The sequence below is a fragment of the Methylobacterium sp. WCS2018Hpa-22 genome, from assembly GCF_031843785.1.
GTDB lineage: Bacteria > Pseudomonadota > Alphaproteobacteria > Rhizobiales > Beijerinckiaceae > Methylobacterium.
Map to the genome: position 1 here is coordinate 140,337 of NZ_JAVTJA010000005.1, position 24,811 is coordinate 165,147.

The following is a 24,811-nucleotide window of genomic DNA, read 5'->3' on the forward strand; positions in this document are numbered from 1 at the left end:
GTGCGGGTTTCAGTCGCGCTTGCGCCCGCCGCCGCCCTTGTATTTCGGCTTCTGGCCGCCGAGCCCCTGGGTCGAGCGCGCCTTCGGGCGCTCGGCCCAGAGGGGCGCTTCGCCTCCCACGGGTAATTCGCGGTCGGTGCCCGGGCCCATACTGTCGAGGCTCGGCTTCGAGATACGACTCCGCTTCGCGCCGTACTTTCCGGCATCGCGCTCCACGTCACCCTGGCGCGCCATAGGGTCGTCGGAAAGCAGGAGCTCCGTCGCCTGGAGGCGCTTCAGCTCGTCGCGCAGGCGCGCCGCTTCCTCGAAATCGAGATCGGCGGCGGCCGTGCGCATGCGCTTCTCGAGATCGGCCATGACGGCCTTGAAGTTGTGGCCGATCGTGGCCGCGTTCTTGGCCAGACCCGTATCGACCTGGACGTGGTCGCCCTCGAACACGCTGCTGAGAATGTCGGAGATTCCGCGCTTCACGCTCTGCGGCGTGATGCCGTGTTCCTCGTTATAGGCGAGCTGCTTCTGGCGGCGGCGCTCGGTCTCCGCCATGGCCCGTTCCATCGAGCCGGTGATGTTGTCCGCGTAGAGAATGCAACGGGCGTCGGCATTGCGGGCGGCGCGGCCGATGGTCTGGATCAGCGAGGTCTCGGAACGCAGGAAGCCTTCCTTGTCGGCGTCGAGGATCGCCACGAGGGCGCATTCCGGGATGTCGAGGCCCTCGCGCAGCAGGTTGATGCCGATGAGCACGTCGAAGGCGCCGAGCCGCAGGTCGCGGATGATCTCGATCCGTTCCAGCGTGTCGATATCCGAGTGCATGTAGCGCACGCGGACGCTGTTCTCGTGCAAATACTCGGTCAGGTCCTCGGCCATGCGCTTGGTCAGCGTCGTCACCAGCGTGCGGTAGCCTGCCTGTGCGACCTCGCGCACTTCGCCCAACAGATCGTCCACCTGAGAGCGGGCAGGGCGGATCTCGATCACCGGATCGACGAGGCCGGTGGGGCGGATGACCTGCTCGGCGAAGACGCCGCCAGTCTGCTCCATCTCCCATTTCGCCGGGGTCGCCGAGACGTGGACCGATTGCGGTCGCATGGCGTCCCATTCCTCGAAACGGAGCGGGCGGTTGTCGAGGCAGGAGGGCAGGCGGAAACCGTATTCGGCCAGCGTCGCCTTGCGGCGAAAGTCGCCCTTGTACATGCCGCCGATCTGCGGAACCGTGACGTGGCTCTCGTCGGTGAAGACGATGGCATTGTCGGGCAGGTATTCGAACAGCGTCGGCGGCGGCTCGCCGGGCTTGCGGCCGGTGAGGTAGCGCGAATAGTTCTCGATACCGTTGCAGGCGCCCGTCGCCTCGATCATCTCGATGTCGAAGGTGCAGCGCTGCTCGATCCGCTGCGCCTCGATGAGCCGGCCCATCTTGGTCAGCTCGTCCACCCGAAGCTTCAGCTCGGTCTTGATGCCCTTGATCGCCTGCTGGAGGGTCGGACGCGGCGTGACGTAGTGCGAGTTGGCGTAGACCTTCACGAATTTGAGGTCATTGATTTTCTTGCCGGTGAGCGGATCGAATTCGGTGATCGACTCGATTTCGTCGCCGAACAGGCCGATGCGCCAGCCGCGATCCTCCAAGTGGGCAGGCCAGAGTTCGATCACGTCGCCGCGCACCCGGAAGGTGCCGCGGGCGAAGTCGGACTGGATGCGCTTGTATTGGAGCGCCACGAGGTCGGCGACCAGTTGGCGCTGCTCGATCCGCTCGTTCAGCGACACCGTGAACGACATGGCGGTGTAGGTCTCCACCGAGCCGATACCGTAGATGCACGAGACCGAGGCGACGATGATGACGTCGTCGCGCTCGAGCAGAGCGCGGGTGGCCGAGTGGCGCATCCGGTCGATCTGTTCGTTGATCGAGGATTCCTTCTCGATGAACGTGTCGGAGCGCGGCACGTAGGCCTCGGGCTGGTAGTAATCGTAGTAGGAGACGAAATACTCCACCGCGTTGTCGGGGAAGAAGCTCTTGAACTCGCCGTAGAGCTGCGCCGCCAGGGTCTTGTTCGGCGCCAGGATCAGGGCGGGGCGCTGCGTCGCCTCGATGATCTTGGCCATGGTGAAGGTCTTGCCGGAGCCGGTGACGCCGAGCAGCACCTGATCGCGCTCGTTCTTGTTCACCCCTTCCACCAGTTCGGCGATGGCGCGCGGCTGGTCGCCCGCCGGCTCGAACTCGGATTTCAACGTGAAGGCGAGGCCGCCCTCGGATTTCTTCGGCCGCTCCGGGCGATGCGGCGCCCAGGTCTTGCCATCCCGGAACAGCGGGTTGCCCTCGGTGAGGAGGCGCGAGAGGGCATCCACCGTGGCGGATACGCCGTCGGTGGCCAGCGAACCTTCATCCTCGTTCGCCAGCGCCTCGGGTGCCGGACCGTCTTCCGGCGGCGTGATTCCCAGCGCCTGGGCGAGGCGTGGGTCGACCTCGGCCGCGTCGCCGAGGGTAAACCCGGCCTGCGGCGCTTCACCGAAACCGCCGGGCGGCGATGCGGCTTTCTTGGGCCTGCCGGGCTTCTTCGGCGGAGCCGGCGGCGCAGGATTCTCGACCGCGGGCAGCCGGTTACGGTTGAGCGCCGGGCTCAGCAGGGCGGCCAGGTGCTCGTCGAGCGGTTTCAGCTCGGGCTTCGAAGCCTTCGCCGAGGAGACGCGGGGTTTGTTCGCAGGAGGCATGGGTGGAATATGGCCCCGCGGAACGAAAGGGGAAAGGGCGGCCCATCGCTTCGCGCCAATCAGGAGCGAGACCCATCATGACGACGACGTCGAACCCGATCCATCCGCAGGCGCGGATCGGCCATGTCCATCTCAAGGTCGCCGATCTCGACCGGGCCCTGGCCTTCTATTGCGGCGTGCTCGGATTCTCCCTCAAGGCTCGCTACGGCACCCAGGCCGCCTTCATCGCGGCGGGGGATTACCACCACCATATCGGGCTCAACACTTGGGAGAGCGAAGGCGGCAGCCCGCCGCCGCCCGGCACGACCGGCCTATTCCACCTCGCAATCCTCTATCCGACCCGCGCCTCCCTCGCCGATGCCCTGCAGCGTCTCGACGCGGCCGGCATCGCCCTCGACGGGGCCAGCGACCACGGTGTGAGCGAGGCACTGTACCTGCGCGACCCGGACATGAACGGAGTCGAACTCTACAGGGACAGGCCGGAAGCGGAATGGCCGCGCGATGCCGAGGGCGGCCTCACCATGTTCACCCGCCGCCTCGACCTCGCCGATCTCCGGGCCGCCCTGGATGAAACCTGAGGAGCACCAAAACGTTAGGTGGCAACCTTTCCGTGTGCTAACCAGTGACGAGACGATGCCGCTCTCGAACGGGGGCGGCCGAGGCGGGCATGGCGGCACCAGATCGTCGCCGCCTCGACGCCACCCGCTCGCTCGAGGCCCACGGTCTCGGGCGCAGGGCGGCGGCGGGTGGAGACGAGCCGCGCCCCCCTTTGCCCGATGCGAGCGACCCCATGAAAATCCGGACCGGCTACACGATCGGCTACGACACGTTCGGCCCGACGCCGATCACCCTGATGCTCAACGTCCACCCATCCAGGGCTGGTGATCTGCTGACACCGGAAACGATGACGATCGAGCCGCCGGTGGAGGCTCACAGCTACCTCGATCCGTTCGGCAACGTCTGTACCCGCATCCTCGCCCCCGGTGGTCGGATCACGGTCTCGGCCGATTTCATGGTCGAGGATTCTGGCGAGCTCGACGAACTCGTGCCCGAGGCGAAACAGTATCCGGTGCAGGATCTTCCGGACGACGTCATGCCGTTCCTGCTCGGCAGCCGCTATTGTGAGACCGACAAGCTCTCGAACATCGCCTGGGGTCTCTTCGGCACCACACCCGAGGGTTGGGCACGGGTCCAGGCGATCCACGATTTCGTGCACCGGCACATCAAGTTCGATTACCAGCAGGCCGACGCCACCCGCACGGCTTTCGAAGCCTACACCCAGAAGATCGGCGTCTGCCGCGATTTCACGCATCTCGCCGTCGCCTTCTGCCGCTGCATGAACATCCCGGCCCGCTACTGCACGGGCTATCTCGGCGATATCGGCGTGCCCGTGGTGCCGCCGGGCGACTTCTCGGCCTGGCTCGAAGTCTATCTCGACGGGCGCTGGTTCACCTTCGACGCCCGCAACAACAAGCGCCGCATCGGCCGCATCCTCATCGCGCGAGGCCGCGACGCCACCGACGTGGCGATCTCCACGAGCTTCAGCACGGCCCTGCTCGCGAGCTTCGACGTGCATACCGACGAGATCAGCGAGACCGGCGAGTTGACCCCCATCGCCTGAAGCGGATCCACGCCGGATCGACATCCGGCCTCCCGCGTTCCGATAGACACATTCCCTCTTCGGCCGGTCCCTCCATCGGATAGGCCGAGGAGGAATGCACCTCTATTGGAGACAGCATGTCGGACAGGATCAAGGGTACGGCGCTCATCGCCGGTGCGAGCGGCATCGTCGGCAACAACCTCGCCCGTCACCTCGTCGCCGAGGGCTGGAACGTCCTGGGCCTGGCGCGCCGGCCCGTGGATATCGAGGGCGTGACCCCGGTGACGGCGGACCTGACCGATCCCGCCTCCCTGCAAGCGGCCTTGTCCAAGCTCGCGCCGACGCATGTCTTCATCACCACATGGATGCGGCAGGCGACCGAGGCCGAGAATTGCCGCGTCAATGGCGCCATGGTGCGCAACCTTCTCGACGCGCTGCAAGCGGCTCCGTTGCGCCACGTGGCCCTGGTGACCGGCCTCAAGCATTATCTCGGGCCCTTCGAAGCCTATGGGAAAGGCACGCTGCCGCAGACGCCGTTCCGCGAGGACCAGGACCGTCTGCCGGTGGAGAATTTCTACTACGTACAGGAGGACGAGGTCTTCGCTGCCGCCAAACGCCAGGGGTTCGGCTGGAGCGTGCACCGTCCGCACACCATCGTCGGCTATGCCCTCGGCAACGCCATGAACATGGGCGTGACGCTGGCCGTCTACGCCTCCCTCTGTCGAGAGACCGGACGCCCGTTCCTGTTCCCGGGCTCACCGCAGCAATGGAACGGGTTGACCGACGTCACCGACGCGCGGCTGCTGGCCCGTCATCTCGCCTGGGCCTCTACCGATCCCGCCGCGGCGAACACCGCGTTCAACGTGGTCAACGGCGACGTCTTCCGCTGGTCGTGGATGTGGGGCCGCATCGCGGAATGGTTCGGCCTGGAGCCGGCGCCCTATCCGGGTGCGGCGACACCCCTCGAAGAGCAGATGGCCAAGGACGGGCCGGTCTGGAGGGATCTGGCTGAACGCCACGGGTTGGTCGAGTCCGACCTCGACCGTCTCGCCTCCGCATGGCACACCGATGCGGATCTCGGCCGACCGATCGAGGTGGTCACCGACATGGCGCGCAGCCGCCGGCTCGGCTTCCTCGATTATCAGCCCAGCGACGACAGTTTCCTCGACCTGTTCGGCCGGTTGCGGACCGAAAAAGTCATTCCCTGACACAGCATTCACTGAGACAGAAAGTGACGATGCAATCCGAAACGCCGGCTTCGCCCAACCCTGCGCTTCCCGAACTCGACTCGGAGACCCTGGCCTTCGCGGGCCGGGTCTTCCAATATGCGCGGGCAGGGCATGTGGACGAGCTCGAAGAGCTATTCGCTCAGGGACTCCCGGCGAACCTCCTCAACGACAAGGGCGACAGCCTGCTGATGCTGGCTGCCTATAACGGGCAGGTCGAGACCACGCGCCTCATCCTCGAGAACGGCGGCGACCCCGAACTCTCCAACGACCGCGGACAGACCCCGCTCGCCGGCGCCGCCTTCAAGGGCGACATGGCCATCGTCGAGCTACTGCTGGAGAAGGGCGCCACTATCGACGGCACCGGAACCGGCACGCGCACCGCGCTGATGACGGCGGCGATGTTCAACCGCACCGAGATGGTGGAACTCCTGCTGGCGCGGGGTGCGGACCCGGCCAGGCGCGACGGCAACGGGCAAAGTGCTGCGGATCTCGCCCGTTCCATGAACGCCGCCGACACGCCGTTTCAGCTCGAGGCGGCCATCCGGCTCGCCCGGCTGAGCGTCGACTGAAGCCAACCGATCGATGGATGGGGCGTGACGGGATGATCAAATCGCTGGCGATGCTCCGCCGCTCCGTCTTTCCGCTGATGGTAGGCGCCCTGACAATCTCCCCGGGAGCGCGTGCCGAGGAATGGCCGATGTTCGGCCGCGACCATACCAACCGGCATTTCTCGCCGCTGACGGACATAGACCGGGGCAACGTCGCCAAGCTACGTCCGGCCTGGATCTTCCAGACCGGGATCACCGGCTACTTCCAGGCCGAGCCGGTGGTGGTGGACGGCGTGATGTACGTCTCCACCACGCAGAACCACGTGGCTGCCCTGGAGGCGAAGACCGGCCGGGTGATCTGGACCTACACCCACAAGGCGCGGACGGAGAAGATCTTCGGACCGCCCTCGAATCGCGGCGTCGCGGTCTCGGGCGGCAAGGTCTTCGAGGCGACCATGGACGGGCGGGTCATCGCCCTCGACGCCAAGACCGGCAAGGTCCTGTGGGACCACGAGGCCGTCCGCCCTGAGGAGGGCGAGTCGGAGACCGCGTCCGATCTGGCGGGAAAGCTGGGCGCGGGCGCGATCCAGGGGTCGAGCCGGCTCGGTTTCAAGATGCCGCCCCTAGTGGCCGACGGACTGGTCATCGTCGGCGTGGCCGGTGCCGGCTACGGCCTCCACGTGGAGGACGAAAAGGGCGGGCTCGACGGCGGCGCCGTGGTCGGGATTGAGGGCGGCTACGGCCGGCGCGGCTGGCTCGCTGCCTACGATGCGGCCACCGGCGAGGAGCGCTGGCGCTGGTACGTGACCAAGGAGGACGGCTGGGAAGGCGGCTTCGTGGAGAAGACCGCCGATGGGGTGCCGCTCAATCGCGATATCGCCGCCGAGAAGGCGGCCGCGCCCCGGCACAGGGAGGCCTGGAAGGTCGGCGGCGGCTCGCTCTGGATGACCCCGGCCTACGATGCCGATCTCGGCCTGATCTATGTCGGCACCGGCAACCCCGCGCCGCAGAATTTCGGCCTCTCGCGGCCGGGCGACAACCTCTACACGATGAGCCTCGTCGCCCTGGAAGTGAAGACCGGAAAGCTGCGCTGGTATTACCAGCAGGTCCCCCATGACGAATGGGGCTACGACGTCGCGAGCCCGCCCTTCCTGCTCGATTACGCGACGCCGCAAGGTCCGGTGAAGGCGGTCGCCGAGGCGAGCAAGACCGGCTGGCTCTACGTCCACGACCGGGCGACCGGCACGCTCCTCGGCAAGTCCGCGCCGCTGACCACTCAGAAGAACCTCTACGCACCGCCCACCGAGACCGGAACCGTCGTCAGCCCCGGTCCCCTCGGGGCGATCTCCTGGCATCCGGTCGCCTTCGATCCGACGACGAGCATGGCCTATGCCCAGGTCCGTCACGGCGCGACGACCTACACGGTGAGGACTGTTCCCGCCGCCGCCGGCAGGCCGCAGATCCGTTTCACCGAAACGAGCGAGGCGAAGGGAGAGCCTTCCTTCAGCACGCTCACGGCTGTCGACCTCGCCAAGGGCGGCGCGATCAAATGGTCGGTAAAGGCGGGAAGCCGCCTTTCGGGCGGCACGCTCGCCACCGCCGGCGGTCTGGTCTTCTCCGGCGAGGAGGACGGCCATCTCGACGCCCATGACGCGGCGACCGGCACGGTGCTGTGGCGGTTCCAATGCGGTGCCGGGATCGGCGGGCCGCCGATCACTTATTCGCTGGACGGCCGGCAATACGTGGCCGTGGCGGCCGGCGGAGCCTCGTTCACCAAGGGCTCGGGTTTCGGCACCGGCGACGCGCTCGTCGTGTTTGCCCTGCCGGACTGACGGTTATCTCGTCACTTCGCATATCCGCCTCGATGGGCCGAGGAGCGCCTCCGTCATCGACTCCTTGCCGGACATGCTCCCCCCACAAGCTTGGCCAGCACGATGGTTGACCGTCGTGTTGGGGGTCGAGGATCGCTATCATCGCGTAGACGGCGTGCGAGTAGCGTGCTGTCGTCGATAGCGGGGCCAATCGTATTTGCCCGGCGGCAGGAAGTGACGGCATGAACCCGAACACCCGGCGATGGGTCATCAGTAGCGTCTTCGGCCTGTTCGTGGGCTGGGCGATCGGCGGGGTGATCTTTCCCGCCCTGACGGCCCTCATCGGTATGATGGTCCGGCCCACCCCCGGCATGCGGGATGCCGCCATAACCTGGCCGGGACCGGCGTTAGACATGCTGCCCTTCCTCGCCATCGGTCTTCAGGCCAGCGTGGTGATCGCCGTGACGCTCCTCCTTGCCCGCGTGGGCGACGAGCGTCGACGCATCGGCTGGGGCTGCCTCGCCGTCGGGGGCGCCATCCTGCTGAACGGCATCGTCCTGCTGGCGGTCACGGGCGTCCTGGGCTGGCTTCTCGACCGGGATTCCGGTGGTGCCAGTGGTGGCGAGGCAAGCGCCGGGTTCTTCCTGTTGCTGTTGGGCCTGCCCTACGCCCTGCTCTGCATCGCGCTGCTGGCGGGCGGGTCGGTGATGCTGCGCAGGCGCCCGCCTTCGCCGCCGCCGGGAGGAACGGGACGGTCCGGACTGTGATGAAGGCGTGACGACCGCCATTACCCTTCAAGCAGGTCACCTGTTCGCGCCCGGCCGGATGTGACAGGACGACACAGGCGGCGCGCCGCTTGCATTGGCAGAGCCGAGATCACAAGAGACCGCACCACCCCATGTCGACCGATGTTTCCGAGCCACGACAGCCCACCGACCGCGGCTCCCCCGTGGTCCGCACGATCGCGATGCCCGCGGACACCAATCCGGCCGGGGATATTTTCGGCGGATGGCTGATGGGGCAGATGGATCTGGCGGCGGGTAACGTCGCCGCGCGGCGAGCGCGGGGCCGCTGCGCCACGATCTCCGTGGATGCCATGACCTTCCATCGCCCGGTCATCGTCGGCGACGAGGTCAGCATCTATGCCTGGATCGTGAAGGTCGGCCGCACCTCGCTTCGCATCCAGGTCGAGGTCTGGCGCCGCGAACGCGAGAGCGAGACTACGATGAAGGTGACGGAAGGCCTGTTCACCTTCGTCGCCATCGGCAGCGACCGCCGCCCGAGGCCGATCCCGCCTGAGGTGGAAGAGACCTGGGAGGTCTGAGTTTCGATCCCACCCGGTTCGGGCGGGACCGCCTCACCACCACGACGTGCCGCGTCCCAGTTCGCCGATGCCGAGATGACGCGCGATGGAGGCGCCGATATCCGCGAAGGTCTCCCTACGCCCGAGTGACCGGGCGCCGAGACCGGGACCGAAGGCCAGAACCGGCACCTGCTCGCGGGTATGCTCCGTCCCCGACCATGTCGGGTCGTTGCCGTGGTCGGCGGTGACGATGCAGACATCACCCGCCTCGAGCACCGCATGGATCTCGGGCACACGCGCATCGAAACGCTCCAGCTCGGCGGCGTAGCCGGGCACATCGCGGCGGTGGCCGTATTCCGTGTCGAAATCGACCAGGTTCAGGAAGACCAGCCCGCCCTCGGGGAGGGTGCGGAACGCGGCCAGCGCCGCATCGAGGCAGGCAACGTTGCCGGCGGCCTTGATCTCGCGGCCCGTGGCGCGGTGGGCGAAGATGTCGCCGATCTTGCCAACGCTGACCACAGGGCGTCCCCGCTCACTGAGGCGGTCGAGCAGGGTTTCGCCCGGCGGCTGCGTGGCGAAATCCTTGCGGTTCGGGGTACGCTGGAAACCGGTCTCCTCCGAGCCGAGGAAGGGGCGGGCGATGACCCGGCCGATTCGGTAGGGGTCGCAGATTTCGCGGGCGATCCGACAGAGCTCGTAGAGCCGATCCAGCCCGAACGTCTCCTCGTGAGCGGCGATCTGGAAGACGCTGTCGGCCGAGGTGTAGCAGATCGGCTTGCCCGTCCGGACGTGCTCTGCCCCGAGACGCTCGACGATCGGGATACCGGCGGCGTGGCAATCGCCGAGGATACCGGGGAGTTCGCCCCGTTCGATCAGCATTTGAGTGAGGGCGGCGGGGAAGGCCGGCACCCTGTCGGGAAAGTAGCCCCAATCCTCGGTGACGGGGGCGCCCGCGATCTCCCAATGGCCGGAGGGTGTGTCCTTGCCGGGCGCGGTCTCGACGGCATGTCCGTAGGCCCCATCGACCGGACCGGATGGCTCGAGCCCGGGCGGGATGCGGCCGCTCGCCCCCTCGGCGGCGAGACCGAGGCCGAGACGCGTCAGGTTCGGCAGAGCGAGGGGGCCGGCTCGAAGGCCCGCGCGATCGCCCGCCCCGGCGGCGCAGGATTCCGCGATATGGCCGAGCGTGTCCGACCCCTCGTCGCCGTAGCGGGCAGCGTCCGGCCCTCCTCCGATGCCGACCGAATCGAGGACGATGAGAAAGACGCGCGCCATGGGTCTCGTCGTGTTCAGGCCGGGACCACGTCTTCGGTGGTGGCGCTGTTGAGATCGAAGGCGGCAGCGAACAGGGCCTTCGTGTACTCGGTCTGCGGCCGGGCGAAGATGGCCTCCGCCGGGCCTTCCTCCACGACCTGGCCGTTCTGCATCACCAGCACGTAGTTCGCCAGCGCGCGCACGACCTTGAGATCATGGCTGATGAAGAGGTAGGCGAGCTTGCGCTCCTTCTGCAGGTCGCGGAGCAGGGTGACGATCTGAGCCTGCACCGACCGATCGAGGGCCGAGGTCGGTTCGTCGAGGACGACGAAGCGCGGTTTCAGCACCATGGCGCGGGCGATGGCGATGCGCTGGCGCTGGCCGCCGGAAAATTCGTGCGGGTAGCGATCCATCGTCGCCGGATCGAGACCGACATCGGTCAGTGCCTTGGCGACCACGGCGCGCCGCTCGATGCGCGACTTCACCGCCCCCTGCACGACGAGGCCCTCGGCGACGATGTCGGCCACCGTCATGCGCGGCGAGAGCGAGCCGTAAGGGTCCTGGAAGACCACCTGCATGTCGCGCCGGAACGGTCGCATCGGTCCGGGGCCGAGCCCGGCAATGGACTGGCCGAGGAAGACGATAGGGCCCTCGCTGCCGGTAAGGCGCAGCAGGGCGAGCCCCAGAGTGGTCTTGCCCGATCCGGATTCCCCGACGATCCCGATCGTCTCTCCCTCGCGGACGGCAAGGGACACGCCATCCACCGCCTTCACATGGAAGGTCGTGCGCCGAAGAAGCCCCTCGCGGACCGGGAACCACACCTTGAGCGGGCCGGCTTCCAACAGGCGCGGAGCGTCGTCCGCCACCGGGTTGGCGCGCCCCTTCGGCTCCGAGGCGAGCAGGCGCTGGGTATATTCGTGTTTGGGCCTGGCAAAAATCTCGTCCACCGGCCCCGCTTCGACGATGCGGCCGGCGAGCATCACGCAGACCCGCAAGGCGATGCGCTGCACGATGCCGAGATCGTGGGTGATGAACAGCATCGACATGCCGAGGCGCTTCTGCAGGTCGGCCAAAAGCGTGAGGATCTGCGCCTGGACGGTGACGTCGAGGGCGGTGGTCGGCTCGTCCGCCACCAGAAGGTCCGGCTCGCAGGCGAGCGCCATGGCGATCATGACGCGCTGGCGCTGGCCGCCGGACAATTCGTGCGGATAGGCGCCCATGCGCCGCTCGGCGTCGCGGACGCCGACGAGTTCGAGCAATTCGAGGATGCGGGCGCGGGCCTTGCGGCCGGACAGGCCGCGATGGATCTCCAGAACCTCGCCGATCTGCCGCTGGATCGTGTGCAGAGGATTGAGCGAGGTCATCGGCTCCTGGAACACCATGGTGATGTCGGCACCACGGATCTTGCGCAGTTCCGGCTCCGGCAAGGCCAGAATGTCCCGCCCCTTGAACAGGATGCGACCGCCGGGATGGACGGCGCTGCCATCGAGGAGACGCAGGATCGACAAGGCCGTCACCGACTTGCCCGACCCGGACTCGCCCACCAGGGCCACCGTCTCGCCCCTGTGGATCGTGAAGCTCACGCGATCCACTGCCAGCGTCTCACGCTCACGCGAGCGAAAGGCGACCGACAGGTCTTGGACGTCGAGCAGCGTGTCAGTCATCGAGGGAAGGGCACCGGGTCCGCGGATTGGGGAAGCCGAGGTTCTTATAGCGCGGCGCGATGAGATCGGCGAACGGCGATTGATCCGGCGCCAGACCGCATTACAAACGCCCCGTGACATCCCTCCGCAGCCTGATCCTCGCCTGTTGTTTCCTCGCCGCCGCGCCGGCCTCGGCCGAGGTGGCGACGGAAACCGTGGAGCAGGCGCTCTGCCGCCTAATCGAGGATTCGGCCAGGGTGCGCGGCCTGCCCGTGCCGTTCCTGACGCGGCTGATCTGGCGGGAAAGCAGTTTTCGCGTCACGGCCGTGAGCCCGGTCGGTGCGCAGGGCGTCGCGCAGTTCATGCCGGGAACGGCACGTGAGCGCGGACTGACCGACCCGTTCGATCCCGAACAGGCGATCCCCCACGCCGCCCATCTCCTCGCCGATCTCAATCGCCAGTTCGGCAATCTCGGCCTCGCGGCGGCGGCCTATAATGGCGGCGCGGGCCGGGTCTCGGGCTGGCTCGCCGGAACGGGCGGCCTGCCCGCCGAGACACGCGCCTACGTGATGGCGATCACCGGCGCGCCGGCGGAGGATTGGCGGGGGGGCGCGGCCGTCAACGGAGCCGACGGAGAGTCTGATGCCTCCAAGAAGGAAGCATCGAAGGCGGAAGCGCCGAAGACCTGCCTGCAGGTCACCGCCGCGTTGCGGATTCCCTCGCGCGGCGATCGCTTCGCCCTTGGCGGCAACGAGGGGCCGGCCGCCCCGTGGGGTATTCAGCTCGCCGGGAATTTCTCGAAATCCCTCGCCCTCCAGAGCTTCTCCCGTACCCGGAAACTCTATGCCGGGGTGATCGGCGAGGTGCGGCCGATGATCATCGGGACGCGCCTGCGCAGTCGCGGCACGCGCGCCTTCTACCGGATCCGCATCCCGGCCGAGAGCCGGGCGGCGGGCGATATCCTGTGCGGCCGCATCCGGAAGGTTGGCGGCGCCTGCATCGTGCTGCGCACCTGAATCCGAAAAACCCTTTTTCCGGTCATGAATCCGCCGTGCGGCCCGTGTCATTCGGGTGTTCGTTTCCCCGTTTGAGAGATGCATGACCCGCGCCTTCGCCGCCTTCGCCACTCTCGCCTGCCTCGCACTGGCCGCCTTCGGGGTCACGGCCTGTTCCCCCCTCGCCCTCTTCGATGCCATTGGTCCGCGCGACCAGGGCGGCCGGCTCGCCCAGAAGAGCGCCGCCTTCGGCACCCATCCGCGGCAGCGCCTCGATGTCTTTACGCCCGTCGGCGGCGCGGCGGATGCGACGGTGCTGGTCTTCTTCTATGGCGGCTCGTGGAAATCGGGCGCGAAGGACGATTACGAATTCGTCGGTCAGGCCCTGGCGGCCCAGGGTTTCGTCACCGTCATCCCCGATTACCGGGTCTATCCGGAAGTGCGGTTCCCCGACTTCCTCGATGACGGCGCCGCCGCCATCGCCTGGGTCCGCGACAACATCGCAGACTATGGCGGCGACCCGCGCCGCATCGTTCTCGCGGGCCATTCGGCCGGGGCCTATAATGCCCTGATGCTCGGGCTCGATCCGCGCTACCTGCGCAAGGCGGGCGTCGACCCGAAGGTGATCCGGGCCGTGGCCGGTCTGTCCGGCCCCTATGACTTCCATCCTTTCGACCAGGACACCTCACGGGACGTGTTCGGACAGGCCCCCGACCCGGCGGCGACGCAGCCGATCACCTTCGCCAGCCCTCATTCACCGCCGGCATTCCTGGCCACGGGCGGCAACGACACCATCGTCCGTCCGCAGAATACCCAGAGCCTCGCGGCGCGACTGCGCGCGATGCGCGTGCCGGTGCAGGAGCGGATCTATCCCGGCCTCGACCATGCCGACACGCTTCTGGCCCTCTCGGTCACCTTCCGCTCGAAAGCGCCGGAACTGTCGGAAATGACGACATTCCTCAAGCAATATGCCGGCACTCAACAGCACGTTCGCTCGGTCTCGCGGTGGGACCGTTAGGCGAGCGCCGGAAGACAGGGGGACAAGCCATGCGCGACGACGACACGGACCGGCCGAAGCGCACGGTCTCCCATACGATCGGCGAGAGCCTCGACACCCTCTCCCTCGACGAGATCGCCGAGCGGATCGCCCTGCTGCGCGCCGAGATCGAGCGCCTGGAATCGGCCCGAACCGGCAAGAAGTCCGCGCTGGACCGGGCATCCTCGATCTTCAAACTGTAGGCGCGGACTCCCCGGGCGGGGCCGCGCCCTCCCGCCTCATGGCCTCCTCTTCCTCGCCCAGCCGGGCGATGTCGTCGGCCACGACCGTCTCGAGTCCACGCGCGATCTTCAGCGCCCGCGTCGGCTCGCCGACCCGCATCACCAGGACGATGGTCTCGCGATCGGCGCAGCCGGGCTCGCCACAGGCGATTTCGTTGACGGCGAGGACGTCATCCTCGCCGAGCCCGAGACCCAGGCGAAGCGCGCCTTTGAGCCTCGCCGCATCGGCCGACCGTGCGGCCGAGCGGGCGCGGGCATCCTTGAGGGAAAAGAATGCCATCAGGCGGCGGCACGCTGCCAGGCGGGAAACGGATCGGGCAGGGCGCGGTAGGGCGCCGGATCGAACCGCGTCACCTCCTCGGAACCGACCAGACAGGCGTCGAGTGCGGCGGTGATCGCTTCCTGGTCGAGAGCCGTCCCGATGAAGACGAGTTCCTGGCGGCGGTCGCCCCAGGGCTCGCTCCAGTTCCGGGACAGATGACTGCGCCACTCTGCATCCTCCGGCCAGCGGGCTTTCGGCACGCAGGCCCACCAGGCCCCCATCGGGGAGACCCGGGCGACGGCACCGGCGAGGGAGAATTCGCCGACCCAGTCCGGGCGCGTCGCCAGCCAGAAATGCCCCTTCGCGCGGATGAGGCCCGGCCATGTCGCCTTGGTGAAGGCATCGAACGCCTCGGGCGCGAAGGGACGGCGAGCCCGGTAGACGAAGGAGCCGATCCCGTATTCCTCGGTTTCGGGCACGTGATCGGCGGCGCCGTAGAGCTCCTTGAACCAGAGCGGATGTTCCTGCGCCTTCTCCTCGCTGAACAGGCCGGTATCCAGAACCCGATCGAGGGGGACGCGGCCATAGGAGGCCTCGACAATGCGGGCATCGGCATTGAGCCCGCGTATCACCGAGCGGACCAAAGCGAGCTGATCCGCCCCGACATCACCGGCCTTGTTGAGGACGACCACATCGGCGAACTCGATCTGCTCCACGAGAAGGTCAACAAGGGTCCGGGCATCCTCCTCGCCCGCACTCTCGCCCCGGTCGCGCAGGAACGCCGTCGAACCGTAATCGCGCAGGAGACCGACGGCGTCGACCACGGTGACCATGGTGTCGAGGCGGGCGACGTCGCTCAGCGCAGCCCCGTCTTCGTCGCGGAAGGAGAAGGTGCTCGCCACCGGCAGCGGCTCGGCGATGCCGGTGCCTTCGATCAGGAGGTAATCGAACCGCCCTTCCTCCGCGAGCGTCCGGACTTCGGCCAGAAGGTCGTCCCGCAGCGTGCAGCAGATGCAGCCATTGGTCATCTCCACCAGGCGTTCGTCGGTGCGAGAGAGGTTGGCGCTGCCCTCACGGATCAGGGCGGCGTCGATGTTCACCTCACTCATGTCGTTGACGATCACGGCGACGCGTCGTCCCTCGCGGTTGTTGAGAATGTGGTTCAACAGCGTGGTCTTGCCGGCACCGAGGAAGCCGGAAAGGACGGTGACGGGGAGACGGTGATCGCGCTGGCTCATCGGAAATCCGCTATGTAATGTAATACTATTACAATTCGTGGGATCGTCCCTGTCAATCGCCGTTTGAAAATCTCTGTCCACGGGTAGACAGAGGAGGGTCGAAAAGCGCGCTCCGCGTGTTAGGGGAGGGCCATCCCGGCAGAGTCGCGGCAAAGGTGCAGCCGCTGGCCGGCGATCGCCCGAGGATGGAATCCAGTGCGACCCTGGCGAGAAGGACCGGGAGACCGGCGCAGCTACCATCACGGCAACCTCAAAGAGGCGCTGATCGAAGCGGCGCGCCGGTTCATCGCCGAACGCGGCGTGGGCGGTTTCACCCTGGTCGATGCGGCACGCCTCGTCGGAGTGACTCCGGCCGCGCTCTATCGTCATTTCCGGGGTCGCGAAGCTCTGCTGGAGGAGGTGGCCGGCCGTGGCTTCACCGACCTCGCCGAGCGCCTGGCACGCTCCCTCACCTCACGCGGAACACCTCTCGAGCGCTTCACCCGAATGGGCGAGGCCTATCTCGCCTTCGCGGAGGAAGAGCCCGGCTATTATGCCGCGATCTTCGAGACGCGTGGCGCACCGATGGCAGCGGATTCTGCAGCCTCCGACGTCCCGCCCAGGCCCAGCCCCTTCGACCTTCTGCTCGAAGCGCTGAAATCGACGTTTCCGGACGGATTCGGCGGAGTCGAGCCTCGTTTCGTCGCCCTGGAAGTCTGGGCCCTCTCGCACGGGCTCGCCACGCTCTCGGCTTCCGGACATCTGCCGAAAGGGCCCGGAATGCCAGACAAGTACGAGCTGCTACGCGCCGGCGTGCTGGCCCTCGTCCATGGTGCGGGACGCCCCCGACCCTCGGCCTGACACTCTCCTGAAAACGACCCTTGAAACCGCCACGTCGCATTCGCAAGTAAATGTGGTTCACATTAACATCGGAGCTGTGAGCCGTGAGCTTTTCCTCGACCTCTCCCTGGGCCACCGGCAAAGCCTGCCGCAGCGGTCCGTTTCCCCGCCGCTCTTTCGAGATCGGCGCCGTCGTCGTCGCGTTCTTCTACTGGTGGCCATTGGCGGCGGCCTACATCGCCTGGAAGGTGGCGGGTTACCCGGCATTGTCCGAACTGCGCGGCATGATCGGCCGTGGATCCGATTGGCAGGCGGGCATGCGCAAATCGCGCTTCGCCCAGGCGTTCGAGGCCGCAGACCTGCGCGGCACCGGCAACCTTGCCTTCGACGATTACCGCCGCGCCGAACTCGACCGGCTCAATGCCCAGCGCAAGGCGCTGCAGGAGGAGAGCCGCGCCTTCGCCGAGTTCGTGGAAGAACTGAAGCGCGCCAAGGACCGCGAGCAGTTCGACGCCTTCATGGCCAAGCGCAACAATAGCGGCCCGACGCAGAGCGTCTGACCGATCCCCCATTCGGGGCAAAGAGGGCTTCCGGCAGCGATGCCGGGAGTCCTTTTTCGTTTGTTCGGCGGCGAGATCAATCCTGCAGTTTTTTCAGGTGATGCAGGGCGATGAAGTGCAGGCAGAAGCCGAGGATCAGCGCCGTCACGCTCACCGCACCCGGCTCGGTCTGGAAGAACCGTAGCGAGACGCTCCACGCCTCGGAGCGGGACAGGCGGTGGTCAAACCCTTCGTAGAGCCGCATCCCCGGCAGGAAGAAGCCGACCATCACCAGAGACGCCCCGAGCGTATTGAGGAACGTGGCGCGATAGCGGACCCTGTCGTTACGGGCGGACTTGCTCATGGGCGTACTGTTTCGGATAAGTTTCATCGACGACCCGGACCACCCTGTTTGCATCGCTCCGACGACCGGGACGCGCCCCTCACCGCGTCATGGCCGCGCTTCTTTATCGGATTTTCATGCCCCGGGGGGCCATAAGGGCGGGAGTTCAAAAGAGCGTGGGGTCGGTCCGGTGCCGTCCGTGGTGCGGTGGGCCGGTTCTCGGGGGAGTGAAGGCGATGGCGAATACGGACGGTCCCGGCGCGGAGACCCGCGCGACGGTCACGGTGGTCGACCATCCCCTGGTCCAGCACAAGCTGACCCTCCTCCGACAGAAGGAGCGCTCGACCAAAGGCTTTCGCCAGATCCTCAACGAGATCGGGATGCTCCTCGCCTATGAGGTCACCCGCGACCTTCCCCTGGAGCGGGTGACGATCGAAACGCCGATCCAGGCGATGGAGGCACCGCAGATCGCCGGGAAGAAGCTGGTTCTCGCCCCCATCCTGCGCGCGGGCGTCGGCTTCCTCGACGGCATGCTGTCGCTGGTGCCCTCCGCGCGCGTCGCCCATGTCGGGCTTTATCGCGACCCGGAGACGCTGGAGGCGGTGGAATATTACTTCAAGGCGCCGTCCGACCTCGCCGACCGCACCGTCCTCGTCCTCGACCCGATGCTCGCCACGGCCAATTCGGCCATCGCGGCCATCGACCTCCTGAAGCAGCGCGGCGCGCGCGACCTGCGCTTCGTCTGCCTCCTCGCCGCGCCGGAAGGCGTCGCCAAGCTCCAGGCGACGCATCCCGACGTGCCGGTCTGGACCGCCTCCATCGACAGCCACCTCAACGACCACGGTTATATCGTGCCAGGCCTCGGCGATGCCGGCGACCGGATGTACGGCACCCGCTGAGACATTCCTCGCTTACCGACTACGCCCTTGCCAACCTGCCCTCCGGCCGCACATGACGGGTCACGCCAACCGGAGATGTGATGCAATGACGTCAAGCCCAGACCTACCCGAGACCATGCGCCAGATCCGGTTCGCGGGAGCAGGTGGGCCGGACGTCCTGACGCTCGAGACGGTGCCGCTGCCCCAGCCCGGTTCCGGCCAGGTGCTCATCGAAGTCGTGTCGGCCGGCGTGAACCGGCCCGACATCCAGCAGCGCGAAGGCAAGTATCCGCCGCCGAAAGGGGCCACCGACATCCCGGGCCTCGAAGTCGCCGGCCGGGTCGCGGCCCTCGGCGAGGGGGCGGAGGGTTTCGCCATCGGCGACGAGGTCTGCGCCCTCACCATCAGCGGCGGTTACGCCGAATTCGCCGTGGCCGAAACCGGACAATGCCTGCCGCGCCCGGCGCCGCTCTCACTGATCGAGGCCGCCGGGCTGCCGGAGACCTATTTCACCGTCTACAGCAACGTCATCGAGCGCGGGCGGCTGAAGCCGGGCGAAAGCTTCCTCGTTCATGGCGGATCGAGCGGCATCGGCTCCACGGCGATCCAAATGGCGAAGCTCCACGGCGCGCGTGTCTTCGCGACCGCCGGATCCGCCGAGAAATGCGCCTTCTGCAAGGAGCTCGGCGCCGACGAGGCGATCAATTACCGGGAGGCGGATTTCGCCGAGGAGATCAAGCGCCTCACCGAGGGCAAGGGCGTCGACGTCATCCTCGACATGGTGGGTGCACCTTACCTCGCCCGCAACCTCGCCTCCCTGGCGATCGAGGGACGCCTCGTGCAGATCGCCTTCATGCAGGGCTACAAGGTCGAGAGCTTCAGCATGACGCCGATCATGATGAAGCGGCTCACCTTCACCGGTGCGACCCTGCGGGCGCGTCCCAAAGCGGAGAAGGCGGCCATCGCCGAGGGCCTGCGCCGGGACATCTGGCCCCTCCTCGCCGATGGCCGGATGAAGCCGATCATCCACGCCACCTTCCCGTTAGAGAAGGCGTCCGAGGCCCATGCGCTCATGGAATCCAGTGCGCATCTCGGCAAGATCATGCTGACGACCGGGCGGTGACGCAGGGGTTAACCTGGATGTAGCTGCGGCTTTTGCGTCATATGCGGCGAGCAGGGCCAATCGACTCGGAACAGGGAGCTCGGCCGTCGCGTTCAATCCACCAAATGGGACATCCGCGTCTCAGGTTGAATATGACGGCCGTCCCCGGCCGAGCTTCGAAAGGTATCCCATGGCAGAACGACTCGACGGCCAGGACGCGCGTCAGGGCAAGAAGGGCAAGCCGGTCCTCTATGTCCTGATCGGCAGCCTCGTCCTCCTCGCCATCGCCATCACCGGTCTGATGACCTGGCAGGGTGCGAACTCTCCGAAAGACTACGCCTCGCAGAGCCAGGACGCCTCCCGTGGTCAGGTCACCGGCTCCGTGAACGGGTCTGGAAACGGAACCTCGTCGGCGAATACCGGCAACGTTCCCGCTGGCAACCCAGCCTACCCGGCGCCGGCCCAACCTTCGGCCAATGGCGGCCAGAAATAAGCATATCCTAAGCTCGGGGTAAGCCGTGCCACGGTAACGCCAAGGGGTACGTCCCGGACGCAATACCGTGGCACTTTTCTGTACGGTAAAAGAATCGAAGCCGACAATCCACGCTGTGGAAATTGTTTGAGCTCGATCATTCTCGCTACTTATAGTCAGTCTCTGTTAGGACTTCATCCGCAGAGTTCTCGGCGTCTTTTCGATGCGTTCGAGAACTGCCGATGATTACCTACACACCAGCAAGCCTGCCTGTTCCTTTCTTCGGCAATCCTGGAGCCACGATCGGCCTGCGAGCATTGCTCGAACAGGCTTACGGCAAGGAAGCTGTGGCCGAATTCACGAAGCTGCAGATTTCCTACGCGACCACGCCAGGCTATACGCCGTTCAGCTACTGGAACCCCGACATACCATCGGCGACGACTGTGCTGCGCAACGGCAAGACCCTCGAAGACGACAAGACCTACACGATCTTCAATCAGACCCAGCTCGACGATTATTCGCTGAAGGCCGGCAACCTCATCTTCGCGAATGTCGAGATCGCGGTGAAAACCGGCGCCGGCCAGTACCAGAATCTTCGTCTTCAGACCGTCCCCGGGGAATTGAAGGGCCAGGACGCGCACGATGGCATCGTGAACCCCTCCGACATCGTCGCCGCCGCACGCGCCTTGGCGGTCGCCGAGCACGATGTTCCCAACGGCAACGATTGCTACTTTATCGCCGACACCATCGCGGCCTCCGCCGGCGCCCCGCTGCCGAACCATTCCTACGGCCTGCCCTCGCAGAACGTCGAAGGGGGATATTGGCGCATCGCCCATCGCGGAACCGCCGAGGACACCGATTGGCAATCCGAGCTTCAGCCGGGCGACGTGGTGCGGCTGCATTGGCAGAACGGTGGTCCCCACAGCTTCACGGTGGTTTCCAGTCACAACCAGACCGGAACGATGGAGGTGGTCGATAACGGCCTGGACAAGATCGCGGCACACTGGACCGAATATCAGTCGGACGCCAACCCGGAGGCGGTCACCATCTATCGGCTGACCGATGACGGCCTCAACATGATCAACGGCGGCGTCGCGTCCGAGACCCTCCACGGTACGATCTGGAGCGACACCATCTTCGGGATGGCAGGAAACGACACGATCAAGTCAGGCCGGGGCAACGATTCCATCGACGGCGGGCAGGGGGCCGATCTGATGGTGGGAGGTGCCGGGGACGACATTTTCACGGCCGACAACAGGGGCGACCGCGTCGTCGAGGCCGGACGCGAGGGACATGACCGTCTCCTAACGAGCGTCTCCTTCGCGATCTCCGGTACGCATGTGGAGGACGTGGTTCTTCAGGGGGCCAACGCGATCAATGTGAGTGGTAACACCCTCGACAACTTCCTCTGGGGCAACGGCGCCGCCAACGTCATGCGGGGCGGCGCCGGCGACGACAAGATCCATGCGCGCGCCGGCAATGACGTCCTCGTCGGCGGCGCGGGCGCGGACCAGCTGACAGGAGGCAACGGCGCCGATCGCTTCGTGTTCGAGACCGCTTCCGGCCACGACGTCATCATCGATTTCAGATTCGGTGACGGCGATCGCATCGACCTATCGGGACAGTCCTACACCGTCGGCCACGACATCTACGGTGACGCGCTTATCACCCTGTCGGGCGGCGGGACGGTGGTGCTCAACGACATCGCGCCCGGCGGAGTGGAGTCCGGCTTCTTCGTCTGACCTCACGTGCTCCGATCGGCTTTCGATCCTTGCCCTCGAAAGCCGATTCGAAGGTCTCCGCGCGTCGCCCGCCGACTCTCAGCGGGTCGGAACCGGCGTTTCACCGCGATAATCGTAGAAGCCGCGCTTCGTCTTCCGGCCGAGCCAGCCGGCCTCGACATATTTCACCAGGAGCGGGCAGGGGCGGTACTTCGAATCCGCCAGCCCCTCGTAGAGCACCTGCATCACCGACAGGCAGGTATCGAGGCCGATGAAATCGGCCAGCTGCAGCGGTCCCATCGGATGGTTGGCGCCGAGCTTCATCGCGGTGTCGATGGCCTCCACCGAGCCGACGCCCTCATAGAGCGTATAGATCGCCTCGTTGATCATCGGCAGCAGAATGCGGTTGACGATGAAGGCCGGGAAATCCTCCGACATGGTGGAGGTCTTGCCGAGCTTGGCGATGAAGGCCTTGGCCGAAACGTAGGTCGGGTCCGCCGTCGCGATGCCCCGGATCAGCTCAACGAGCTGCATGACGGGGACCGGATTCATGAAATGGATGCCGATGAACCGCTCCGGCCGGTCGGTCGCGGCGGCGAGGCGGGTGATCGAGATCGACGACGTGTTCGTCGCCACGATGGCGTCGGGGTTCAGAGAGGGGCACAGGGCCGTGAAAATCTGGCGCTTGGTCGCCTCGTCCTCCGTCGCCGCCTCGATGACGAGATCGCAGGGGGCGAGGTCGTCATAGCTCTCGGCGGCCTGAATACGGGCGACGCCGCTGCGCCTCTGCTCGTCGGTGATCGTACCCTTGGAGACCTGTCGCGCCAGATTGCCGTCGATCGTCGCGAGCCCGCTATGGATACGGGCGGTGTCGCGGTCGTTCAGCCGCACGTCCAGTCCGGCCATGGCGCAGACATGGGCGATGCCGCTTCCCATCTGGCCGGCGCCGATGATTCCGACGGTCTTGATCTCGATGGCCATCGCTTGAACTCGCACCCCTGAGGCGCGGCCGGTTCGGCCGCAGAACGCCCGCCTAGCGATCGAGGCGTTGGCGCCGCAATTGAAATGCGGCGCACAAAATTCCTAGATCATTTTCTCGCTGAGGTGCAGCCCGGGCAAGCGCTTAAATGGGAAAAGAACTCCGCCGCGGATGGCTGCGGCGGAGCTCCATCGTTCTGATCCGGTCCGGATCAACCTTTGGCTTTGGCGATCTCGGCCTGAAGCTCGGGGACGATCTGGAACAGGTCGCCGACGAGGCCGTAATCCGCCACCTGGAAGATCGGCGCATCCTCGTCCTTGTTGATGGCGACGATGACCTTCGAATCCTTCATGCCGGCCAGATGCTGGATCGCTCCGGAGATGCCCACCGCCACGTAGAGGTCCGGCGCCACGACCTTGCCGGTCTGGCCGACCTGCCAGTCGTTCGGAGCGTAGCCTGCGTCGACGGCGGCGCGCGAGGCACCCACGGCCGCGCCGAGGGCATCGGCCAGCGGCTCGATGAGCTCCTTGAACTTGTCCGAGGAGCCGAGCGAGCGGCCACCCGAGACGATGATCTTGGCGGCGGCCAGTTCGGGCCGGTCGGACTGGGCGATCTCTTCGCCCTTGAAGGTGGATTTGGACGAAGCGGGAGCGCTCACCGTGACGGGCTCCACCGGAGCCGTCGATCCCCCGGCGGCAGCGGCCTTGAACGCCGCCATGCGGACCGTGATGACCTTGTTGCCCTCGGCGGCCTGGACGGTCTGGATCGCGTTGCCGGCATAGATCGGCCGGTCGAACGTGTCGGGCGAGATCACGCTCATGATGTCGGAGATCTGCGCCACGTCGAGAAGAGCGGCCACGCGCGGCAGCACGTTCTTTCCGGTGGTGGAGGCGGCGGCGATGATCACGTCGTAATCGGCCGCGAGAGAGACGATCAGCGCCGCCGTCGGTTCGGCCAGGGCGTGGTCGTAGGCGGCATCCTCGGCCAGCAGCACCTTCTCGACACCGTCGAGGGCGGCGGCGGCATCGGCTGCCGGGCGGCTCGCCGCACCGGCGACCAGGGCGTGGATCGGTCCGCCGATTTCCTTGGCGGCGGAGAGCGCCTTCAGGCTGGCGTCGCGCACGGCGCCGTTATCGTGCTCGATGAGGAGGAGAATGGCCATGCTATGCGTCGAACCTCATATGCGGTGCGGCCTGGCATCCGTCGCGGCGTCGCGCCGGATTGCGGCCGAGGATAAGGATTGTGGGCCGGCGCCGGCCATCCTGCGACGGCCGGAGCGCGGACGGAGCCCGAAGCTCAGATGACCGAGGCTTCGCCCTTCAGCTTCTGGACCAGTTCGGCCGCGGAGCCGACCTTGATGCCCGCCTTGCGTCCGGCCGGCTCGACGGTCTTCAGCACCTTGACCCGCGGCGTCACGTCGACGCCGAGCGCATCGGGGCTCAGCTCCTCGAGGGGCTTCTTCTTCGCCTTCATGATGTTGGGCAGCGACGCGTAGCGCGGCTCGTTCAGGCGCAGATCCGTGGTCACGATCGCCGGCAGGGCGAGGGTGACGGTCTGCAGGCCGCCATCGACCTCACGGGTCACGTCGATCGAACCCTCGCCGAATTCGAGCTTGAACGCGAAAGTGCCCTGCGGCCAATCGAGCAGGGCGGCGAGCATCTGCCCGGTCTGATTGGAATCGTCGTCGATGGCCTGCTTGCCGAGGATGACGAGGCCGGGGGCCTCCTTCTCCACGACGGCCTTCAGGATCTTGGCCACCGCCAGCGGCTCCACGAGCCCGTCGGTCTTCACCAGGATCGCCCGGTCGGCGCCCATGGCGAGTGCCGTGCGCAAGGTCTCCTGCGCCTGCTGCGGACCGATGGACACGGCGACGATTTCGGTCGCCTTGCCCTTCTCCTTCAGACGGATCGCCTCTTCGACGGCGATCTCGTCGAACGGGTTCATCGACATCTTGACGTTGGCGAGTTCAACGCCCGAACCGTCGGCCTTGACGCGGATCTTGACGTTGTAGTCGACGACCCGCTTGACGGGCACCAGAACCTTCATGGCGGTCACAATCCTCCAATGATTTTCTTGGCAAGGGCCGGCGCAGCGCGCGAG

Annotated in this window: 25 protein-coding genes; 16 read left to right on the top strand and 9 right to left on the bottom strand. The window is 66.6% G+C overall.

Annotated features, from left to right (window positions below; all coding sequences use genetic code 11):
• Nucleotides 1–9 precede the first annotated feature (9 nt).
• Entirely contained in the window at nucleotides 10–2,697 is a 2,688-nt protein-coding gene (gene uvrB / locus RQI43_RS08630; RefSeq protein ID WP_056424798.1) for an excinuclease ABC subunit UvrB, read from the bottom strand.
• A gap of 77 nt (nucleotides 2,698–2,774) precedes the next feature.
• Between uvrB and RQI43_RS08635 the strand changes: the two genes are divergently transcribed.
• From RQI43_RS08635 to RQI43_RS08665, 7 genes are all read left to right on the top strand, one after another.
• Nucleotides 2,775–3,275, top strand: a complete 501-nt coding sequence (locus RQI43_RS08635) for a VOC family protein (RefSeq protein WP_056424800.1) — start codon at nucleotides 2,775–2,777, stop codon at nucleotides 3,273–3,275.
• A gap of 212 nt (nucleotides 3,276–3,487) precedes the next feature.
• Nucleotides 3,488–4,318, top strand: coding sequence for a transglutaminase family protein (locus RQI43_RS08640; RefSeq protein ID WP_311274985.1), 831 nt, complete (start codon nucleotides 3,488–3,490; stop codon nucleotides 4,316–4,318).
• 128 nt (nucleotides 4,319–4,446) lie between these two features.
• Nucleotides 4,447–5,505 (top strand): SDR family oxidoreductase, encoded by a 1,059-nt coding sequence (locus RQI43_RS08645; RefSeq protein WP_311274986.1) that lies wholly within the window; start codon nucleotides 4,447–4,449, stop codon nucleotides 5,503–5,505.
• Nucleotides 5,506–5,534: 29 nt separating this feature from the next.
• Nucleotides 5,535–6,095 (top strand): ankyrin repeat domain-containing protein, encoded by a 561-nt coding sequence (locus tag RQI43_RS08650; RefSeq protein WP_207412675.1) that lies wholly within the window; start codon nucleotides 5,535–5,537, stop codon nucleotides 6,093–6,095.
• Between the two features lie 77 nt (nucleotides 6,096–6,172).
• A complete protein-coding gene (locus RQI43_RS08655; RefSeq protein WP_311274987.1) occupies nucleotides 6,173–7,906 on the top strand; it encodes a PQQ-binding-like beta-propeller repeat protein in 1,734 nt (577 codons plus the stop codon).
• A gap of 221 nt (nucleotides 7,907–8,127) precedes the next feature.
• A complete protein-coding gene (locus tag RQI43_RS08660) occupies nucleotides 8,128–8,652 on the top strand; it encodes a hypothetical protein (RefSeq protein WP_311274888.1) in 525 nt (174 codons plus the stop codon).
• A gap of 131 nt (nucleotides 8,653–8,783) precedes the next feature.
• Entirely contained in the window at nucleotides 8,784–9,209 is a 426-nt protein-coding gene (locus RQI43_RS08665) for an acyl-CoA thioesterase (RefSeq protein WP_311274889.1), read from the top strand.
• A 33-nt stretch (nucleotides 9,210–9,242) separates the two neighbouring features.
• Here RQI43_RS08665 and RQI43_RS08670 read toward each other — a convergent pair whose 3' ends face one another.
• Both RQI43_RS08670 and RQI43_RS08675 read right to left on the bottom strand, forming a co-directional pair.
• The gene (locus RQI43_RS08670; RefSeq protein WP_311274890.1) at nucleotides 9,243–10,463 is read right to left on the bottom strand and encodes a phosphopentomutase; all 1,221 of its coding nucleotides are present in this window, start codon (nucleotides 10,461–10,463) and stop codon (nucleotides 9,243–9,245) included.
• Nucleotides 10,464–10,477: 14 nt separating this feature from the next.
• Entirely contained in the window at nucleotides 10,478–12,106 is a 1,629-nt protein-coding gene (locus tag RQI43_RS08675; protein WP_311274891.1) for an ABC transporter ATP-binding protein, read from the bottom strand.
• Between the two features lie 113 nt (nucleotides 12,107–12,219).
• Between RQI43_RS08675 and RQI43_RS08680 the strand changes: the two genes are divergently transcribed.
• The 3 genes from RQI43_RS08680 (at nucleotide 12,220) to RQI43_RS08690 (ending at nucleotide 14,319) form a co-directional block, all read left to right on the top strand.
• Nucleotides 12,220–13,101 (top strand): lytic transglycosylase domain-containing protein, encoded by an 882-nt coding sequence (locus tag RQI43_RS08680; RefSeq protein ID WP_405030580.1) that lies wholly within the window; start codon nucleotides 12,220–12,222, stop codon nucleotides 13,099–13,101.
• A gap of 82 nt (nucleotides 13,102–13,183) precedes the next feature.
• A complete protein-coding gene (locus RQI43_RS08685) occupies nucleotides 13,184–14,098 on the top strand; it encodes an alpha/beta hydrolase (protein WP_311274892.1) in 915 nt (304 codons plus the stop codon).
• A 29-nt stretch (nucleotides 14,099–14,127) separates the two neighbouring features.
• Nucleotides 14,128–14,319, top strand: a complete 192-nt coding sequence (locus RQI43_RS08690; RefSeq protein WP_207412625.1) for a DUF1192 domain-containing protein — start codon at nucleotides 14,128–14,130, stop codon at nucleotides 14,317–14,319.
• Here the strand turns inward: RQI43_RS08690 and RQI43_RS08695 are convergent.
• Nucleotides 14,309–14,638 (bottom strand): hypothetical protein, encoded by a 330-nt coding sequence (locus RQI43_RS08695; RefSeq protein ID WP_311274893.1) that lies wholly within the window; start codon nucleotides 14,636–14,638, stop codon nucleotides 14,309–14,311. The two genes, RQI43_RS08690 and RQI43_RS08695, sit on opposite strands and share 11 nt — an antisense overlap.
• Nucleotides 14,638–15,858 carry a zinc metallochaperone GTPase ZigA gene (gene zigA / locus RQI43_RS08700; protein WP_311274894.1) on the bottom strand — a complete coding sequence of 407 codons (1,221 nt, stop codon included), beginning with the start codon at nucleotides 15,856–15,858 and terminating at the stop codon, nucleotides 14,638–14,640. The genes RQI43_RS08695 and zigA overlap by 1 nt, the downstream gene beginning before the upstream one ends.
• A 195-nt stretch (nucleotides 15,859–16,053) precedes the next feature.
• Here zigA and RQI43_RS08705 point away from each other — a divergent pair, with 195 nt between their 5' ends.
• Both RQI43_RS08705 and RQI43_RS08710 read left to right on the top strand, forming a co-directional pair.
• A complete protein-coding gene (locus RQI43_RS08705; protein WP_056424838.1) occupies nucleotides 16,054–16,698 on the top strand; it encodes a TetR/AcrR family transcriptional regulator in 645 nt (214 codons plus the stop codon).
• A gap of 83 nt (nucleotides 16,699–16,781) precedes the next feature.
• A complete protein-coding gene (locus RQI43_RS08710) occupies nucleotides 16,782–17,237 on the top strand; it encodes a DUF2852 domain-containing protein (RefSeq protein WP_056424840.1) in 456 nt (151 codons plus the stop codon).
• Nucleotides 17,238–17,313: 76 nt separating this feature from the next.
• Here RQI43_RS08710 and RQI43_RS08715 read toward each other — a convergent pair whose 3' ends face one another.
• Nucleotides 17,314–17,580: a hypothetical protein gene (locus RQI43_RS08715; protein ID WP_056424843.1), complete on the bottom strand. Its 267-nt coding sequence runs from the start codon at nucleotides 17,578–17,580 to the stop codon at nucleotides 17,314–17,316.
• A 215-nt stretch (nucleotides 17,581–17,795) separates the two neighbouring features.
• Here RQI43_RS08715 and upp point away from each other — a divergent pair, with 215 nt between their 5' ends.
• The 4 genes from upp (at nucleotide 17,796) to RQI43_RS08735 (ending at nucleotide 21,753) form a co-directional block, all read left to right on the top strand.
• On the top strand, nucleotides 17,796–18,458 hold the full coding sequence (gene upp / locus RQI43_RS08720; protein ID WP_056424845.1) for a uracil phosphoribosyltransferase: 663 nt from the start codon (nucleotides 17,796–17,798) through the stop codon (nucleotides 18,456–18,458).
• 85 nt (nucleotides 18,459–18,543) lie between these two features.
• Nucleotides 18,544–19,560, top strand: coding sequence for an NAD(P)H-quinone oxidoreductase (locus tag RQI43_RS08725; RefSeq protein WP_311274895.1), 1,017 nt, complete (start codon nucleotides 18,544–18,546; stop codon nucleotides 19,558–19,560).
• A gap of 169 nt (nucleotides 19,561–19,729) precedes the next feature.
• Nucleotides 19,730–20,032, top strand: a complete 303-nt coding sequence (locus tag RQI43_RS08730) for a hypothetical protein (protein ID WP_056424851.1) — start codon at nucleotides 19,730–19,732, stop codon at nucleotides 20,030–20,032.
• 221 nt (nucleotides 20,033–20,253) lie between these two features.
• The gene (locus tag RQI43_RS08735; RefSeq protein ID WP_311274896.1) at nucleotides 20,254–21,753 is read left to right on the top strand and encodes a calcium-binding protein; all 1,500 of its coding nucleotides are present in this window, start codon (nucleotides 20,254–20,256) and stop codon (nucleotides 21,751–21,753) included.
• A 78-nt stretch (nucleotides 21,754–21,831) separates the two neighbouring features.
• On the opposite strand, the gene RQI43_RS08740 is transcribed toward RQI43_RS08735, so the two are convergent.
• The 3 genes from RQI43_RS08740 to RQI43_RS08750 all read right to left on the bottom strand — a co-directional run bounded on the left by RQI43_RS08740 (nucleotide 21,832) and on the right by RQI43_RS08750 (nucleotide 24,757).
• On the bottom strand, nucleotides 21,832–22,713 hold the full coding sequence (locus tag RQI43_RS08740; RefSeq protein WP_056424857.1) for a 3-hydroxybutyryl-CoA dehydrogenase: 882 nt from the start codon (nucleotides 22,711–22,713) through the stop codon (nucleotides 21,832–21,834).
• Between the two features lie 209 nt (nucleotides 22,714–22,922).
• Entirely contained in the window at nucleotides 22,923–23,873 is a 951-nt protein-coding gene (locus RQI43_RS08745; protein WP_311274897.1) for an FAD-binding protein, read from the bottom strand.
• 134 nt (nucleotides 23,874–24,007) lie between these two features.
• Nucleotides 24,008–24,757, bottom strand: coding sequence for an electron transfer flavoprotein subunit beta/FixA family protein (locus RQI43_RS08750; protein WP_056258098.1), 750 nt, complete (start codon nucleotides 24,755–24,757; stop codon nucleotides 24,008–24,010).
• Between the last annotated feature and the right edge of the window lie 54 nt (nucleotides 24,758–24,811).

Excerpts from the sequence above, each read along its gene's own strand:
- RQI43_RS08655 (WP_311274987.1), top strand. The coding sequence starts at position 6,173 with ATGGTAGGCGCCCTGACAATCTCCCCGGGAGCGCGTGCCGAGGAATGG.
- RQI43_RS08665 (WP_311274889.1), top strand. The coding sequence starts at position 8,784 with ATGTCGACCGATGTTTCCGAGCCACGACAGCCCACCGACCGCGGCTCC.
- RQI43_RS08670 (WP_311274890.1), bottom strand. The coding sequence starts at position 10,463 with ATGGCGCGCGTCTTTCTCATCGTCCTCGATTCGGTCGGCATCGGAGGA.
- RQI43_RS08725 (WP_311274895.1), top strand. The coding sequence starts at position 18,544 with ATGACGTCAAGCCCAGACCTACCCGAGACCATGCGCCAGATCCGGTTC.
- upp (WP_056424845.1), top strand. The coding sequence starts at position 17,796 with ATGGCGAATACGGACGGTCCCGGCGCGGAGACCCGCGCGACGGTCACG.
- RQI43_RS08640 (WP_311274985.1), top strand. The coding sequence starts at position 3,488 with ATGAAAATCCGGACCGGCTACACGATCGGCTACGACACGTTCGGCCCG.
- RQI43_RS08745 (WP_311274897.1), bottom strand. The coding sequence starts at position 23,873 with ATGGCCATTCTCCTCCTCATCGAGCACGATAACGGCGCCGTGCGCGAC.
- RQI43_RS08660 (WP_311274888.1), top strand. The coding sequence starts at position 8,128 with ATGAACCCGAACACCCGGCGATGGGTCATCAGTAGCGTCTTCGGCCTG.
- zigA (WP_311274894.1), bottom strand. The coding sequence starts at position 15,858 with ATGAGCCAGCGCGATCACCGTCTCCCCGTCACCGTCCTTTCCGGCTTC.
- RQI43_RS08685 (WP_311274892.1), top strand. The coding sequence starts at position 13,184 with ATGACCCGCGCCTTCGCCGCCTTCGCCACTCTCGCCTGCCTCGCACTG.
- RQI43_RS08690 (WP_207412625.1), top strand. The coding sequence starts at position 14,128 with ATGCGCGACGACGACACGGACCGGCCGAAGCGCACGGTCTCCCATACG.
- RQI43_RS08740 (WP_056424857.1), bottom strand. The coding sequence starts at position 22,713 with ATGGCCATCGAGATCAAGACCGTCGGAATCATCGGCGCCGGCCAGATG.
- RQI43_RS08715 (WP_056424843.1), bottom strand. The coding sequence starts at position 17,580 with ATGAGCAAGTCCGCCCGTAACGACAGGGTCCGCTATCGCGCCACGTTC.
- RQI43_RS08635 (WP_056424800.1), top strand. The coding sequence starts at position 2,775 with ATGACGACGACGTCGAACCCGATCCATCCGCAGGCGCGGATCGGCCAT.
- RQI43_RS08650 (WP_207412675.1), top strand. The coding sequence starts at position 5,535 with ATGCAATCCGAAACGCCGGCTTCGCCCAACCCTGCGCTTCCCGAACTC.
- RQI43_RS08695 (WP_311274893.1), bottom strand. The coding sequence starts at position 14,638 with ATGGCATTCTTTTCCCTCAAGGATGCCCGCGCCCGCTCGGCCGCACGG.
- uvrB (WP_056424798.1), bottom strand. The coding sequence starts at position 2,697 with ATGCCTCCTGCGAACAAACCCCGCGTCTCCTCGGCGAAGGCTTCGAAG.
- RQI43_RS08730 (WP_056424851.1), top strand. The coding sequence starts at position 19,730 with ATGGCAGAACGACTCGACGGCCAGGACGCGCGTCAGGGCAAGAAGGGC.
- RQI43_RS08750 (WP_056258098.1), bottom strand. The coding sequence starts at position 24,757 with ATGAAGGTTCTGGTGCCCGTCAAGCGGGTCGTCGACTACAACGTCAAG.
- RQI43_RS08675 (WP_311274891.1), bottom strand. The coding sequence starts at position 12,106 with ATGACTGACACGCTGCTCGACGTCCAAGACCTGTCGGTCGCCTTTCGC.
- RQI43_RS08735 (WP_311274896.1), top strand. The coding sequence starts at position 20,254 with ATGATTACCTACACACCAGCAAGCCTGCCTGTTCCTTTCTTCGGCAAT.